Origin of the sequence: Mesorhizobium sp. LSJC285A00 (assembly GCF_000503155.1) — a bacterium.
Taxonomy (GTDB): domain Bacteria; phylum Pseudomonadota; class Alphaproteobacteria; order Rhizobiales; family Rhizobiaceae; genus Mesorhizobium.
In genome coordinates, this window is record NZ_AYVK01000036.1 from 74,345 (window position 1) to 89,758 (window position 15,414).

A 15,414-nucleotide genomic window follows, 5' to 3' on the forward strand; every position below is an offset into this window, starting at 1 on the left:
GCCGCTGTTCATGCTTCAGGTCTATGACCGCGTTCTGGCAAGTGGCAGCGTATCCACGCTGGTGGGGCTCGTCGTGCTCGCTGCGGGGCTTTATGCGTTCCAATGCCTGCTCGACATTTTGCGCGCCCGCGTGCTGCTGCGGATTGGCGAGCGTTTCGATGGACAGTTTTCCGGACGCGTTCACGATGCGATCGTTCGCCTTCCGCTTTCAACGCGCATGCCGGGCGACGGCTTGCAGCCGCTTCGCGATCTCGACAATGTTCGCGGCTTCTTAGGTGGAAACGGTCCGACAGCGTTCTTCGATCTGCCATGGATGCTGTTTTATCTTGGCATTTGCTTCCTCCTTCATTTCTGGATCGGCATGACGGCACTTATCGGGGCGGTCGGTCTCACATCTCTGACACTCCTTGCCAACACTCTCTCGCAAGGGCCGATAAGCGATACCGTTGCCCACAACATGGCACGCAATGGTCTGCTGCAAGCAGCGCGTTGCAATGCCGACTTGCGCCTGCAGGTGCAATCGGCCATTCTTACCGTCGGTGCGTACCTTGTCGTCAGGCAGGAGGCTACGGCCGGGGTCATGATTGTCAGTTCGATCATGATGGGGCGTGCGCTGGCTCCGGTCGATCTGGCCATTTCAAGCTGGAAACCCTTCCTCATGGCGCGCCAGAGTTGGGCGCGGCTGGAGGACCTCTTGGAAAAGGTTCCTGAAACCGCTCCTGTTGTGCCTATGCCTGCACCTGAACGCGAACTGCGCCTCGAAAGCGTGACAATTGTTCCGCCCGGCGAAAGCAAGCCGACCGTGACCGGCATTGCGTTTGCCATTCAGGCGGGAAGCGCACTCGGGGTCATCGGTCCATCGGGCTCGGGCAAGTCGACACTCTCGCGCGCCATCGTCGGCGCATGGACGCCGGTCGCCGGGAAGGTTCGCATCNTCGGGCTCGGGCAAGTCGACACTCTCGCGCGCCATCGTCGGCGCATGGACGCCGGTCGCCGGGAAGGTTCGCATCGACAGCGCAAGCCTCGATCAATGGGACCGGGAAGCACTAGGCCGTCATATCGGCTATCTGCCGCAAGGTGTTGAACTGTTCGACGGCACCATTGCCGAAAACATTGCTCGTTTTGAACATGATCCTGACCCTGAGGCTATTGTCGCCGCGGCGAAAGCAGCGGGCACGCACGAACTGATCCTCCGATTTGAGCACGGATACGAAACTCCGATTGGTGAGGTCGGATCGGCACTTTCCGCCGGGCAGCGCCAGCTTATCGGTCTTGCCCGTGCCCTTTATCGAGACCCGTTCCTTGTTGTGCTGGATGAACCCAATATCCATCTCGACGCGGAAGGCGAAGCTGCAGTCGCTAAGGCGATCGCCTCTGTGCGCGAGCGCAAGGGCATTGCGGTTGTTGTCTGCCATCAGCCGAGCGTCATCCGCGCCGTGGATTTGGTGTTGGTGATGGAAGGTGGACGGCAGCGATCATTCGGTGCGCCTTCCAAAGTCCTGAAGGCCATCGAGTCTACACAGGATAACGTGGCAGAGCGCGCTGACATGGAGGATACCGGTGTCCGGCATTGATCAGAACAATGACGTTTCAAGCTCCATTCGCCGCCACCTGGTGGCGGGCTTTCTGGCGAGCGTGATCTTTGTGGGAGGAGCCGGAGCCTGGGCGAACTTCACGAATCTCTCCGGTGCGGTTGTAGCGTCCGGACACTTTGTCGTCGTTTCCTATGTCAAGAAGGTGCAGCACCCGACTGGCGGGGTGGTGGGAGAAATCCTGGTGCGCGAAGGCGATAAGGTAAAAGCCGGCGACATCCTCATGCGGCTCGATGCCACCCAGGCGCGCGCTAATCTCGCCATAGTCACCAAGCGGCTCGATGAGCTGGCCGCCTACCTAGCTCGACTCGATGCTGAGCGTGACGATCTCGCGGAAATCCCCTTCCCGGACTGGCTACTCGCCCGAAGAGATGTTCCGGACGTAGCTTCGGCAATAGATAGCGAGACGTTGCTGTTCGAATTCCGCAGGCAATCCCGCGACGGGAAGCAGGCGCAATTGGCGGAACGCATTACTCAATATCACCACGAGATCGAAGGACTCAAGGCGCAGGAAATTGCCTGTGAAAAAATGATCGAGGTTCTCCAAAAGGAAATTGCTGTTCTAAGTGGGCTGCGCAACCAAGGCATTGTCTCGGACCAACGGTTGAACAGCCTGAAGATCCAGGTTGCCACTTTCGGTGGCGAACGCGGTGAGAAGATCGCAGATCAGGCACAGACGGCAGCCCGCATAGCCGAAACGCGCCTGCAGATCCCGCAGATCGATCAGGATTTCAAGTCGGAAGTGGGCCAGGAGCTCAGAGAGGTTCAGGCGCAGGTCGGGGAGTATGTTGAGCGCAAGGTGGCGGTTGAACAGGAACTGCGGCGGATCGATATCGTCGCGCCGCAGTCAGGCACCATTCAACAACTCGCAATTCATACGGTCGGCGGAGTGATCACGCCCGCCGATCCGATCATGCTAATCGTGCCGGAAGGCGACGATCTTGCGCTTGAAGTACGAATCACCCCGAAGGACATCGACCAAATCCAGCTTGGTCACAAGGCCGTGCTGCGGATGTCAGCCTTCAATCTGAGAACCACGCCGATATTGAACGGATATGTCAGCCGGATCGCAGCCGATCTGGCGACGGATGAAAAAAACGGCATTTCGTACTACCTGGTGCGCCTGTCGGTTCCGCAGGCGGAACTGACGAAGCTCAAGGGCCTGACGCTCGTGCCCGGTATGCCGGCCGAAGCGATGGTCCAGACGGGTGAGCGTACGGCGCTTTCCTATTTCGTAAAGCCGCTGTCGGACCAAATCAGTCGGACATTCCGGGAGGAATGAAATAACCCACAGGAATCTATTGTTGCTATTTCTGTTGGTTGTCCGCATGCTATGTGCGTGGTAAGATCTGAAAGCACAGACATTTCCTACTTGCCTCTGGGCACCGCTTGTTTCTGTAATATTCAGCTGATGTTGCACCATGTTGCAACTGAGTATCCTTGGTTTCCAACGGTTTTTACTGGTGCGCGGCTGATGGACGCGACATGAAACGCGACATGAAAAACCCGCCACCAGCCGCAGCGGGCTGTTCGTTTCTCTTCTGCGGAATGAAAGTCAGTCAGTGCCGCGTGGCTGACATCGCCTCGAACATATCCCAAGCCGCATCTCGGTTTCGGTGCTTGCCGGGAATGGGGACCCAGCACTGCTTCGCAAAGATCCGAGCTTCTAGATCGTCAGGATGCGTATCGGTCACAAGCGCCGCCCAGTCCCACTTCCGGGCTTCGCGGCGCATCACGTCGACCACAAACCAGCCGGAAGGCGGTCGATCACCTTCGGTCGTTCGCATGGCAGTTTCCTTCTGAACGAAAGATCATTGCCGTTCACTCAGCGGCCTGAAGTCAACGCCGACAGTCTGCAAGACGAGCAGCGCACGCGTGGCTGGCGAGGGCACCGTTTCCCATGTCGGGCTACAACTCTCGGTCATCGTAGCGGGAAATGGTAATGCGCCGCAAGAGTGTTGCAGGGCACGAGGGCTGTTTGGCGGTAGGGGTTGCGCTCGCGAGGGTAGATGTCGCGCATAAGCAGCAGACGTTCGAAGAACAGCCACTCACTGTAGGCTTGCAGCAGTTCCTCCTCGGAGGGCAGAGGCGCCGGTTGCGGCGAGACATGCGCCGCGGCCGCGCCTCTTATGGCCGGAATAGAGGCGATGGCACCGAGCAGGGCGCGGGAAAATCTTCTAAAGGGAAGGCAGCGGCCATAGCTTCGCCGGCCTCCAGAAGAGGGGTGTTAGGCATTTGGGTCTGCATTTGCGATAACGTTGCACTAATGGTTAAGGCTGCACGTATCGTACAGTCACTTTAATGTAAGGTTTAACTAAAATGACACTTTCGCCATCTCAATGCCGGGCAGCCCGGGCGCTTGTTGGATGGTCGCAGGATCAGCTGGCAGCGGCCTCCCAGGTGGCCAAGACGACCATTGCCAATTTCGAAGCTGGCAAGCGGACGCCATACGACCGCACGTTGGTCGACCTGCAGGCCGCTCTGGAGGCTGCCGGGGTTGAGCTCATTCCGCAGAATGGAGGAGGCGCCGGCGTGAGGCTCGCAAAGCCGTAGCCGGGCCGGCGCTTGCGTTCGCGCTCAACCGACGCGAAGCTGCCTTTTGAGGAACGGGAGGGCATACGTATGGCAATCAGATATCGGGCGACGACAACGATCCGGCTCAACACGGATGGCAAATGGGGTGCTTGGATGTTGATCGTGTCTCCGCTGGTGCAGGCGATTAGCTGGTACTACTATTTTGCGAAGCCGGACTATGGATGGCTCGGCCTTATTGCCCTCACCAGCGTGACAGTGCCCTGCGGCTTCGTGCTGCTACTGATCGGCCGCGACTATGACAGTATCGTAGACGAGACGAACTGACGCCTCGCCGATGGAGCGGCGCGATGCCCAAGGACAATACGTCTGGCATGCAGCGGGGGGAGGAAGACCTAGGCTGGCGCGTCCCGATGGGCTTTGCCGCGTCGCTCTGGCTGCATTCCTGCATAGAGCGGACGTTCAAAGACCTGGATATCGAGGATGACGCGGTGGCGCGCTGGCGGCCCTTCAATGGCAAGCAGTCCATCGTGATCGACCCCCATCGTTCGTTCGGTCAGCCGATCGCCTCCAAATATGGCGTCCCGACCGTGGCGCTTGCGCAAGCTGTAGAAGCCGAAGGATTTGTGGAAAAGGTGGCGCGCCTTTTCGATGTCTCAGCTACCGCTGTTAGAGACGCCATGAAATTCGAAGAGAGCCTTCAGAGTGCCGCGTGAAAGCCCTGGTCGACGAAAACCTGTCGCCCGCTCTCGCCCGTTCGCTAAATGCCCTGTTCGCCGGGGAGCATGAGATCGTCCATATCAGAGAGAAGTTCGGCCCCGGCGTGAAAGATGTGGCCTGGATCGCCCAGCTGAGCACGGAGGGGGCGTTGGATCGTCATCTCTGGCGATCGACGCATTACCCGGAACTCGCGGGCGGCGCGATGTTCGAACTTCCAATAAAGAGCACGCGCATCGAGCAACTGAAGGTGTAGTCTAAAGGCAATCGCTACACTTTCGCTTTCCGCCAGCCCGCCCACCACGCTTCCCATTATGAGCAGAACCAGCGCTCTCCTCGAGCTGGGTTGACGCGCGTAGCAGAGTAATATTCCTGCCCCGGCATATGGTAGATATGCTCGCCGCGCTCGTTAATGTTGCCCTTGATATCGCAGCCCGCCTCGCGGACAGCCGCGTTGCTGGCCGACGAATCGCCGCCATGGTGAACGCGCGGCAGCTCGTGCCGATCGTCGCCGACTGCAAGATAGCCCGCGGAAGTCGCCCCGAGCATCACCAGAACGGCGGCGAGACGATAGCGGAAAAGCGAGCGCCACCAAGGCCGTCGCCTCTGCAACCTCCTGGCATGAACAGAATTGCCCATGATCCCTTCCCCGAGGCGAGAATGCATCGTCTGAAGCCGGGAGTCCAGTATCAGGCCGCAGCGCTGTAGCCCGCTTCCTTGATGCGGCGCCCGCGACGCTCAGGCGCGAGACATGGTCGGCACGACCGCTTCCCTCCTGATGGTGGCGCTTGGCGCCTGGCCCTATCGCTCCCGTGAGAGTAGGCCAGGAGGTCAGGCAGCGTGGCATGTAGGACTATGGTCCGCGTTGCGGCGAACCCCATCAAGCGGAGATCGCCAATGGCCCAGAACCAAACCTTCCGAACAGCTGTCTCGGGCTGAAATCCGAGCGCTTTCTGGCGGCAGCCGAAGCGGCTGCAAAAGAGCATCGTCGGGCCGCTTCTGCGATCGATTGCGCTCAGAAGACGGACCCCGTCAACTCCACAATACAAGTATTTGACCCGGAACATTAGTGGTCCCTTAAGCACTTCTCCACAAGCGGTACTTGTCCGGCTTGGCGCGTTTTGCTAATGAGTCCGTACAAACGGGGGTTTGGATAATGTCGAAACGCAATTTCCTGTCACCAATGGCCTTGTCGGCCACGATGATTCTCGGCGGCCAAGTTCAGGCTGCAGTCCTTGTCGAATCGGCAAATCAGCCTTCGACCAAGCTCGCTGAAGCTGGCACTGTCCCGGCGGACCTCGGCTACGGTGAGGTGCTAGATCGCTCAAATGGTACGGACGTTATCATGGCGTACCACACCAGCCATTCGAGCCATGCTAGTCACGGGTCTCACTGCTCTGGCTACAGCTATTGTTGATGGCGGACACCCCTCGCGAGAGCGAGCTCGTCCAGACTGCCCAAGTCAAGTTTGATCTGTCAGTCTTCAGCCTCGACTGTGTAAAGCGCGCAGCGTATCGGGTAACCGGCAACGCTGCGGTTGAGATCACGATCGAGGGCGGCTTCGCAGTATGCACGATCAACTTCAGCAAGGCGGCCGCGCGAACTTCGGCCGACGCAGCGGTAGAAAGACTGCGGCTAGAGGTCTTGGATCAGGACCTGCGTAGCAGCATCGCCGCCGAAACCGCCACTGTTAGAAACGCGATACTGGCGCTTGCGTTTTCCAGATCGGGCCTGCAGTCCGATGACTAAGTTTGCTCCGGCAACTGAGTTCCAACGACCGTTGGACGACACTTATCAGCTCGCGTACTTTCGTTTTTCCCAGTTGGACGACGAGCGGTATGTGCTGACCAACCAAGCGGGCGAATATCTGCTATTGCCGCGCGCCGTGCTGGCTTCGTTTATCAGGCACGAGCTTCCCAGCACACACCCCGCCTACTCCCGCCTGCGCAGCAGGCAGTTCCTCTTTGATGCATCCTCCAATATCGGCAAGGAGCTGCTGGCGCTGAAGGTTCGGACCAAGGCAAGAAGGCTTGAGAACTTCACATCGCTTCACATCATGGTCGTGTCTTTGCGGTGCGAGCACTCCTGCCCCTACTGTCAGGTATCTCGCCAAAGCGAAGATCGTTCAGCCTTCGATATGTCAGAGGAGACTGCCGAGAAGGCGTTGGCGCTCATTTTCCAGTCTCCAAGTCCGGCTATCAAGATCGAGTTCCAAGGCGGCGAGCCGCTCCTGAATTTCCCGTTGATCCAACACGTCGTGCATCGGGCTGAAGCGATCAACAAGGTCGCCGGGCGGTCGCTGCAATTCGTCATCACGACGAATCTCGCCGTCATCACCGACGAAATCTTGGAATTCTGTCGCGTGCACAGGATTCTAATTTCAACGTCGCTCGACGGACCGGCCACTCTTCACAATGCCAATCGACCGCGCCCGGGAAAGAACAGCTACGAATTGGCTGTGGCAGGTATCCACAAGGCCAGACTGGCTCTCGGCCATGAACGCGTCAGCGCACTTATGACAACGACCAAAGCCAGTCTTCCACTGGCGCGCGAGATCATTGACGAATACGTGCGGCTAGATTTCCCCGGAATATTCCTTCGGCCGCTTTCCCCTTACGGCTTCGCGGTCAAGACGAAATCGTACGCAGCCTATGACGTGGACCGCTGGCTCGATTTCTACTTCGACGGGCTGAATTACATCCTGGAACTGAACCGTAACGGCATTCCTTTCAAGGAGTTTTACGCGGCCACCATCCTTACAAAGATGCTCACGCCTTTCGAGCCAGGATATGTGGATCTTATGAGCCCGGCAGGCATCGGTATCTCCGCCGTCGTCTATAACTATGACGCCAGCGTCTACGCGTCCGACGAAGCACGAACTTGGCCGAAATGGGCGACAAGACATTTCTGCTCGGGAATGTCCACGAAAACACCTATGGCGAGATTTTCGGGTCCGACGCTCTCCTCGATCCTATCGAGCAATCTTTTGCAGGCTCCGTACCGATGTGCGCCGACTGCGCTTACGAGCCGTTCTGTGGCTCCGATCCAGTATTCCATACCGCAACGCAGGGCGACTTTGTTGGCCTCAAAACGCGGTCGGGATTCTGCAATCGCAATATGTCGATCTTCAAGAGGCTGATCGGCCTTATGGAGAGGGACGTTACCGCCCGAGAACTCTTTCTAAGTTGGGCGAATTAGGATGTTGCGACTGAGTGGCTTCGCTGCGTCAGCAAGCGTCGGTGATTTCTCACAGCGAGTGGCACTTAGGCTCGTGACGGGCCAAGCTGACCAAGCGCCTAACCGAGAACATGATGCGTACCTTTTCAAGGGGCAGACGTTTCATCCTGAATGCCAGTGGGTTGTCACCTTTGAGGAGCATCGGCCGGAAGCTGAGCGACTGTTTTCAGACCGACGACTAGTCGTTCTGCCCCACGAGTTCGACTACCTTTGCGAAGGAGACGTCATCCGCTTTGTGCCGGATCGGAAGGCAGTGCGTGTCCTGTTCAGAAAGGATGCCAACGCGAACTATTTCCTCGTAACGGAGCGGTGCAACCACCTGTGTTTGATGTGCTCCCAGCCACCCAAAGACGTTGATGATCGCTGGTTGGCGAGGGAGATTTTGGATGTGCTGCCCCTGCTGCCCGTAACGACCCCGTTTCTCGGGATCACTGGCGGTGAGCCAACGCTGGTGGGTGAGGACTTTTTTGACATTTTGTCATCAGCTCGTGACCACCTTCCGTCTACGCCGGTTCATATTCTTTCCAATGGCCGGACGTTCAAGGATCGGCAATTCGCAGAGCGCTATCAAGGGATTGGACATCCTCGTCTTTCGGTCGGCATACCGATCTATTCCGCCGACCCGGAAGTTCACGACTACGTGGTTCAGTCCAAAGGCGCCTTCGATGAGACCATCCGCGGGATCATGAACCTGAAGGCCGTCGGGGCTGAGGTTGAGATACGAGTTGTCGTTCACAAGCAGACCTATGAAGGTCTCGTCGACCTGTCAGATTTCATTTTTAGAAACCTCACCTTCGTAGACCACGTGACGTTTATGGGACTGGAGATCACTGGCTTCACAAGGGCAAATATGGATAAGCTCTGGATGGACCCGTACGACTATCGAAGTGAGTTGCGGGCGGCTGTGCAATATCTGGCTGCGGCTAGGATCAATGTTTCAGTCTACAATCACCAGCTCTGTCTTCTTGATGGCTCTATCCACAAGTATGCAAAGCGGTCGATTAGTGACTGGAAAAATGCGTACTTGAACGAGTGCACAAGCTGCTCCAAGCGCGCCGAATGTGGTGGCTTCTTTTCATCTAGCCACCTTGCACGAAGCTCCCATATCTCGGCGTTTCAAACAAAATAGAACATCAGATTGGTTGAAAATTACGAAAGCCGGTCGCCCGGTGGGATAACCTAGCCTAAATCTTAGAAATACAATCTGTGCGCTGCTGACTCGGATAGCGATTGGAGAGAATATGACCTTCGATTTTAAAAATGCGTCCAAGGCGGAGCTTCGAATTGAGTATAAACGTATCGCCGATGAAATCGGCGACGATCAATTTTTTACAAAGAAAGAGCTAAATCACCTTCCGGAGATTCTTTCAGACGGTGAGCAGGTATTGGCATTCACTTCTGGGCTCATGGACGGCGACACGTGGCTCATCACCCTGACAGACCGACGTATCATCTTTCTCGACAAAGGAATGATCTACGGCCTGAAGCAGGCCAGCATAGGCCTTGACAAGGTAAATGCTGTTAGCGGCAAAACGGGGCTCATCTTTGGTTCGATCACCATCGAAGACGGAGCTTCGCAGCGGCACATCAGCAACGTTTGGAAGAAGACTGTTGTCAAATTCGTCAATAAGGTTAGGGATGCACTGGAGCAGAGAAGGCAGCCAGCTCCAGTCTACAATCAACCGCAGGGTACCGACGTGGTGTCAATGCTTGAGCGTCTCGGCGCTTTGAAGGCGAACGGAATCATCACAGATCAAGAATTCGAACAGCAAAAAAGAAAAATACTGGCGGGATAATGGACTTTATAGGGGTCGTTGTCGGGATTATACTCTTCACCTCCGTTTATTTTTGCGTCGGTATTACCCTGCGCTTCATTTGGGAGTGGTGGATACTCGTTATGTCGACCCCATCGCTTTTTGCGGCAGCTCTGCTGTACGGGTGGATTGGTGCACTTGTATCCATAAGCCTTTGGGCCTGGACGCTTACCTTGAATAACTCGTGGCACTCGAGTGCGGTATATTTCAGAGGCGCAGATTGGCTTGATAGGCGGTTTAATTTCAAGGATACCTAGCCGCTGCGGTTCCTCGCCCCCCAGAGCCGTTATGACTGTTGATGGGGCTTTAGTGTTTTTATCGAGGAAATTCAATGAAAGTAAACGTCATCGTTGACGGCAGCATTTCTACTCGGCTGCACCGCTTCCGCATACGCTGATTGCTTGGGTGAAAGCGACTACAGGGTCTGCACAGATTCCTATTCCTGTAAAAATGGGGATCAACATGTGAGATCGTACGATACCGAAGGGAATAACTATTCGATTGACACCGAAACTCTTCGCTTTCCGAACGGAGGCCAAGAGGTCACCAGTAGCGATAGCGAAGGAAACTCCTACTCCATTCGCTCCTGGAGAGACAGCACCGGAACTCATTCCGTGGACACTGAAGGCAACGAATGCACCATCACGCCATCAGGTACTATGATGGGATGCGGGGAATAGGTGCGATGCGATGAAGAAGTTCGGCGTCTTTGGCTGCACTGGTTGCGTAGCCGCCATTATCATAGGGTGGCTGCTCGGTGTGCGCATATTGGTAGTTCAACCGATCGGAGCCATTCCTGAGGGTGTAACTGCCATAGTATATGGGGTTCCGGATCTGCATCTCGTTGACAGTCCGGATGCCATCTGCCAACGAACCCAAGGGGGCGTCAGTCTCCTATGTAGAGGAATGACAGCTGCGGCAATTGCCAACCACGGCAAGATCCTTGCTCGGCTACCCTACAGCGAGATGCTTTTTCGTCTTAGCGGCGCTCCAGTTCTTGACCGGTAAGCCGGACGGCTTTCGATTTGCGCATATGTTGTTGTTGCACATCAGGGTATACTTGGAAGTGACACCAAAGCGTCGGGTTCAGCAGGGTTGCGCTGGGCAGCCCGGTCAGCGTCCGACACTTGCGGACGCTCCGTTATAAGACATTCCCTCTTCCTCTCGGGGGCGCGCGCGCCACTGTTCGACCCGCTCGTCGACCCATCCTACGGATGGAGCCCAGGACTTCGACTTGCTGGCCGTTTATGGACCGGCCGCTGGGTTGCTTTTCGGCATCGGCACACCAAGAAGCTTTGGACGCCTACGAGGTAGTGGCAGCTCGCTGAAGCGCCTAGCTCGCCTAATCACTTCGGATAAGATCGTCGTAAAGCGAGAGATATACGAAGCTCCGCCAAACGGGGGGTGCGGCTCGCAGCAGCAACAAATTTGCGTCAGGCTTCACGGAAGCTCTTGAAAAGATATGCCGAGCGCAAAGACCATACCCAGCCGTGGGACATGGCCGGAGCAGCTGGGGGTGCTTGTGGGGCTTAACCGCACCGGCCACTGCGGGAAGATATGAGCCCCCCACTCCTCTGCCTAAGATATAGGCATATTAGCAAGCGAGCAAATTATCTCGCAATGCCACCTTGAAGGCTCAACCGCGAAGCCAACTTAATTCCGAGAGAGCGGACGGAGCTGGTGAGCGCTTTGTCGAACCCCGGAAGCAGTGAGCATCTTTGGGCATTGGACCTTGCCGACCTGCGCAAGGAGTTTGGAAAGTTTCGTCAAGAGCGCGGGACAACGCCCCTTGAGTGGGACGAGCACACCGAAGCTGTTCCTTGAAGAACGACGGGAACGCCGCCGGGAACCGGATTTGTCCGAGCCGTTGGGGAATGGCTAGGCTAGCGTCGCGATCATCATTCACCTTCCGGCGTGGGGGTCTTGTTGTCAGCCCTTCGAACGCATGCACACACACCCCCCGGAACTTTTGCCGGGTCGCCGTGTTCGTTGGTGATGACGAAAATTGTTGACCTTGGACCGCCTAAGCCCGGCAAGCCACATGACGCTGACTGGCCGGAGCATTTCCATGCGTGCCCCATCTGCGGCCAGCAGGTAGACCGACACGACTTCCGGCAGGTGATGTGGCACGAGCAGCCCGATCACGAGCCGCTCGATCTCAACCAATAAAAAGCCTGCCGCCCTTCCGGCCGCGCGGGCTGACGACAGAGACGTCACACCGCAAGCCTCACCAGCAATGGAACAATCGGCCATCACCGTCGCGGCCCTGAGGGTACCCAGCCGCAGGAGGGTCCTAAAGCCGCACAACCTTGTCGAGATGCAGGCGTATCCGCTGGCCTTCTGCGAAGGCCAGTGCGAACGATTCCAGGGCGAATGAGCGTGTAATTTCCTGGTCAGTTTCAATGATGCGGACGACCCATTCGCCACTGGCTCCGACCACTTCCACGCAAGGCGCGGCCTTGCAGATTGGCACCACGTTGCCCATCACGTCCTCCCTACGAAAAGCAATGGCGAGTCGACTTAAAACCGTCGTAGCCGGTAGATCAATAACAATTGCTTGTTCGGATCGGACGAACCAACCTGGATGGGCAATACGACCGGGGGCTAATGCCACTTCGGTCAGGCGAACCCTCCGGGGAACCTACCGTGAGATAGCCTCTGCTTCAGGTCGTTGGCATTCAGGATGGCGGCCAGCTCCTCGGCATACTCCATGTCGGGAAGGTCGACAGATGGGTGGCCCGCTACAATAGCCGGGAGCCCGGTGAACACGTCGAATACCGTCCACGTCCCATCCGGTTCCTGCCTTTCGTCGTACCGCAGAGTTGCCATGAGGGGATCATATAGTCACCCTTAGGTGTTGGGAATATTTGGTCCACGGAGGCTCGCGATCCGGAGCGCTGATTTCGCCGCTTTGAAGATTGCCGATCTCGTCGACAGAGATCAGGCCGCTCAATCTGCGATCGAACTTTATAGGATGGAAGCACCGACCGCCGTGGCGCACTGCGCTTTGGAGGCGCATTTCGACGGTCGACCAGATGACTACCGCTTTTGGTGCGATGTCTTTCACCAACTGAGAAAACCAAACTGACGGAACTTTGCCGCAGCATCTTGTTCGGTCGCGCATGGCTAGAATAGCCGACCTTGGACCCGCCTATCCCCGGCAAGCCACACCAACCGCAGGACTGTGACGATCGATTTCACGCATGCCCGATCTGCGGGCAGCAGGTCGACAAAGGCGATTTCCGCGAGGTGATGTGGCACGAGCAACCAGATCACGATCCGCTTGAACTGGATCAGTGAGGCAGGAACAACTTGGCAGCCTTCAGGGCCACGTCACACTAGGAAGGAAAGCGCGGGCCGGACCCTTTGCCGCCGGCGGGCAGCGGTAAGGCATCCTCACGAGCGCTGCGGTGGACCAACTTTTCCATTTACGCGTTGTTCCTAATGCAAATGAAAGGTCGTGTCCCATCAGGTGGGTGTAGCTCGGCGGTAGCGAAGCCGCTCACGAGCGCGCCGTTAGTAGCGCTGTAGCCAGCGAGCGGGGTGTGGGTGGTCATCGGCGCTTTCCGGTAGGGTTTGGTTGTTGACGCCAACCCATTTCGGAAGGACCACCGATGACCGACGACATGATGAACCTGCGCACGCTCGTGGAGAAGACCCCGGATGCCGATCTGCTGCGGGAGATGATCGGCTTTGCCGCCGAGCGACTGATGGAAATGGAGGTGGCGGTTCGAGGAAACCTGGGAAGTAGCTTCCCTTCCTGAGCTTCGGGATGCGCAGCTCGACCGTGCCGGCCCGGGTCTCCCAGTCCCGGTCGCGGTAGCCATTGCGCTGGGCGAGCCGCAGCGGTTCTTCTCGCCATAGCTGGCGCCGGTGGCCGCGCCCGCATGGCCGAGAAGGCGCTAACCGCCGTCATCCAGGAAGCTTATGTGCAAGGCATCTCGACCCGGTCGGTTGACGACCTGGTCAAGGCCATGGGTATGAGCGGCATATCCAAGAGCCAGGTCTCGCGGCTGTGCGAGGAGATCGACGGGAAGGTGAAGGCCTTCCTCGAGCGGCCGATCGAGGGCGATTGGCCATACCTGTGGATCGACGCCACTTACCTGAAGGTCCGCCGCGGTGGGCAGATCGTCTCGGTCGCCGTTATCATCGCCGTCGGTGTCAACGCGGACGGCCGGCGCGAGGTACTGGGCATGGAGATTGGCACCTCGGAGGCCGAGCCGATCTGGACAGAGTTCCTGCGCAAGCTGACACGTCGCGGCCTGCGCGGTGTCAAGCTCGTCGTCTCCGATGCTCACGAAGGCCTCAAGGCGGCCGTCACCAAGGTGCTGTGCGCGACATGGCAGAGGTGCCGCGTCCACTTCATGAGGAACGTGCTGGCCCATGCCGGCAAGAGCGGCCACAGGGTCGTCTCAGCCTTCATCGCCACCGCTTTCGCCCAGGAAACGCCCGAGGCCGCGTCCGTACAATGGCGCGCCGTCGCCGACCAGATCCAGCCGAAGGTGCCGAAGCTGGCGACAATCATGGACGACGCCGAGCCCGACGTGCTGGCCTACATGACCTTCCCCAAGGAACATCGCGCCAAGCTCCACTCGACGAATCCGATCGAACGTCTCAACGGCGAGATCAAGCGGCGCACCGAGGTCGTCGGAATCTNCCAAGCTCCACTCGACGAATCCGATCGAACGTCTCAACGGCGAGATCAAGCGGCGCACCGAGGTCGTCGGAATCTCAGGCCGAAACGATTGTCAACCAGAGGCGCTGAGGGAGCTATACCTCACGTTTGGGTGTTGCTCTTGCGCAATAGCTAAGTCGGCAAACGAAAGAAGTCGCTCGGTTTTCAATAGCCGGGCGCTCCTGCTCATGGAACAATCAGACTCAGCGCGAGTTTGAATGCGACGATGAGCAAAGATTACGCAATAGAATCATCCGTTTGTATCGAAATGGCACGGTCGCTCCGATCATGTCTGGCGGAAGAGCGAGCGCTCATGCACCATTTCCGGGAGGAACTCGCCTCGGCACGGAGTGACAGTGTTTACTCCCGCCAGGACCGCATCAGATCCGAACAGCAAAAAGCCCCTGCCGTGGGGCTAGGGCTTGATGGGATGGCCCGCGCCTGCTTCCGAGGCTGCGCGGGCCATCCCATGACGAGTGAGGGACGCATCTTGGTCACCGGCACGGACCGCTGAAGAACGAGCCGGTTGTAGCGAAACAGCCTCAGAGCGGGAATGTTCCCGCCTGACGCAAAAACACCCGTGGCTCAGCCGGCGGGCTCTGTTGCAGGGGCACTGTGCACGGGGGCGGCGTCTGCCGTCAATGCAGTTTGCCGACTAGCCGAGCGTATTCGGCTTCAGCCCTGCCATATGACCCATCAGCCAGCGCAATTAGACGCGCTCGGTCAAGAATGACTACCTCTCCTCGCATTGAGCGTATCAGACCTTGGCCCTCGAAGGTTTGCAGCGCTATGGTGACGCCGGGCCGCCTGACACCGAGCATAACTGATAAGAACTCGTGCGTAATCG

Annotated in this window: 14 protein-coding genes and 4 pseudogenes; 12 read left to right on the forward strand and 6 right to left on the reverse strand. The window is 57.7% G+C overall.

The genetic code is table 11. The features are described 5' to 3' along the window. Window positions 1-10: 10 nt before the first annotated feature. Together X726_RS01000000167375 and X726_RS144530 are read left to right on the forward strand one after the other, a co-directional pair. Window positions 11-1,574: pseudogene (locus tag X726_RS01000000167375) on the forward strand (type I secretion system permease/ATPase). Continuing rightward, complete coding sequence (locus tag X726_RS144530) at window positions 1,561-2,874, forward strand: HlyD family type I secretion periplasmic adaptor subunit (protein WP_023724595.1); 1,314 nt, start codon at window positions 1,561-1,563, stop codon at window positions 2,872-2,874. Before X726_RS01000000167375 ends, X726_RS144530 begins: the two are co-directional and overlap by 14 nt. A gap of 277 nt (window positions 2,875-3,151) precedes the next feature. On the opposite strand, the gene X726_RS1000000170750 is transcribed toward X726_RS144530, so the two are convergent. Continuing rightward, the gene (locus X726_RS1000000170750) at window positions 3,152-3,379 is read right to left on the reverse strand and encodes a hypothetical protein (protein ID WP_023672245.1); all 228 of its coding nucleotides are present in this window, start codon (window positions 3,377-3,379) and stop codon (window positions 3,152-3,154) included. A 532-nt stretch (window positions 3,380-3,911) separates the two neighbouring features. Between X726_RS1000000170750 and X726_RS0136105 the strand changes: the two are divergent. The 4 genes and pseudogenes from X726_RS0136105 to X726_RS01000000167380 form a co-directional block, all read left to right on the forward strand. Then, window positions 3,912-4,139, forward strand: a pseudogene (locus tag X726_RS0136105) (helix-turn-helix transcriptional regulator); the annotation flags it as partial. A gap of 75 nt (window positions 4,140-4,214) precedes the next feature. Further along, entirely contained in the window at window positions 4,215-4,451 is a 237-nt protein-coding gene (locus X726_RS144520; RefSeq protein WP_023672248.1) for a hypothetical protein, read from the forward strand. 23 nt (window positions 4,452-4,474) lie between these two features. Beyond that, window positions 4,475-4,840, forward strand: a complete 366-nt coding sequence (locus tag X726_RS0136110) for a hypothetical protein (RefSeq protein ID WP_023672249.1) — start codon at window positions 4,475-4,477, stop codon at window positions 4,838-4,840. Continuing rightward, a complete protein-coding gene (locus tag X726_RS01000000167380; RefSeq protein ID WP_023672250.1) occupies window positions 4,837-5,097 on the forward strand; it encodes a hypothetical protein in 261 nt (86 codons plus the stop codon). The genes X726_RS0136110 and X726_RS01000000167380 overlap by 4 nt, the downstream gene beginning before the upstream one ends. Before the next feature lie 56 nt (window positions 5,098-5,153). On the opposite strand, the gene X726_RS01000000167385 is transcribed toward X726_RS01000000167380, so the two are convergent. Beyond that, the gene (locus X726_RS01000000167385) at window positions 5,154-5,480 is read right to left on the reverse strand and encodes a hypothetical protein (protein ID WP_050588573.1); all 327 of its coding nucleotides are present in this window, start codon (window positions 5,478-5,480) and stop codon (window positions 5,154-5,156) included. A gap of 777 nt (window positions 5,481-6,257) precedes the next feature. On the opposite strand from X726_RS01000000167385, the gene hxsD reads away from it, so the two are divergent. From hxsD to X726_RS144500, 4 genes are all read left to right on the forward strand, one after another. Next, window positions 6,258-6,590 carry a His-Xaa-Ser system protein HxsD gene (hxsD, locus tag X726_RS144510; protein WP_023672253.1) on the forward strand — a complete coding sequence of 111 codons (333 nt, stop codon included), beginning with the start codon at window positions 6,258-6,260 and terminating at the stop codon, window positions 6,588-6,590. Then, window positions 6,583-7,980, forward strand: coding sequence for a His-Xaa-Ser system radical SAM maturase HxsB (gene hxsB, locus X726_RS07470; protein ID WP_023672254.1), 1,398 nt, complete (start codon window positions 6,583-6,585; stop codon window positions 7,978-7,980). The genes hxsD and hxsB overlap by 8 nt, the downstream gene beginning before the upstream one ends. Window positions 7,981-8,040: 60 nt before the next feature. Then, window positions 8,041-9,207, forward strand: coding sequence for a His-Xaa-Ser system radical SAM maturase HxsC (gene hxsC / locus X726_RS144505; RefSeq protein WP_023835545.1), 1,167 nt, complete (start codon window positions 8,041-8,043; stop codon window positions 9,205-9,207). Between the two features lie 112 nt (window positions 9,208-9,319). Next, window positions 9,320-9,874 (forward strand): PH domain-containing protein, encoded by a 555-nt coding sequence (locus X726_RS144500; RefSeq protein WP_023672256.1) that lies wholly within the window; start codon window positions 9,320-9,322, stop codon window positions 9,872-9,874. 2,311 nt (window positions 9,875-12,185) lie between these two features. On the opposite strand, the gene X726_RS144490 is transcribed toward X726_RS144500, so the two are convergent. Further along, window positions 12,186-12,377 (reverse strand): hypothetical protein, encoded by a 192-nt coding sequence (locus X726_RS144490; RefSeq protein WP_023672259.1) that lies wholly within the window; start codon window positions 12,375-12,377, stop codon window positions 12,186-12,188. Window positions 12,378-12,511: 134 nt separating this feature from the next. Then, entirely contained in the window at window positions 12,512-12,721 is a 210-nt protein-coding gene (locus tag X726_RS144485) for a hypothetical protein (protein WP_023672260.1), read from the reverse strand. Between the two features lie 785 nt (window positions 12,722-13,506). Between X726_RS144485 and X726_RS1000000171915 the strand changes: the two genes are divergently transcribed. Further along, a complete protein-coding gene (locus X726_RS1000000171915) occupies window positions 13,507-13,656 on the forward strand; it encodes a hypothetical protein (RefSeq protein WP_023672262.1) in 150 nt (49 codons plus the stop codon). Here the strand turns inward: X726_RS1000000171915 and X726_RS1000000171920 are convergent. Beyond that, a pseudogene (locus tag X726_RS1000000171920) lies at window positions 13,619-13,767 on the reverse strand (transposase); the annotation flags it as partial. The gene X726_RS1000000171915 and the pseudogene X726_RS1000000171920 sit on opposite strands and share 38 nt — an antisense overlap. 9 nt (window positions 13,768-13,776) lie before the next feature. Here X726_RS1000000171920 and X726_RS01000000167390 point away from each other — a divergent pair. Next, window positions 13,777-14,547, forward strand: a pseudogene (locus X726_RS01000000167390) (IS256 family transposase); the annotation flags it as partial. A gap of 658 nt (window positions 14,548-15,205) precedes the next feature. Here X726_RS01000000167390 and X726_RS1000000169645 read toward each other — a convergent pair. Continuing rightward, on the reverse strand, window positions 15,206-15,414 hold a 209-nt coding region (locus X726_RS1000000169645; RefSeq protein WP_156940703.1), incomplete at its 5' end, for a helix-turn-helix domain-containing protein.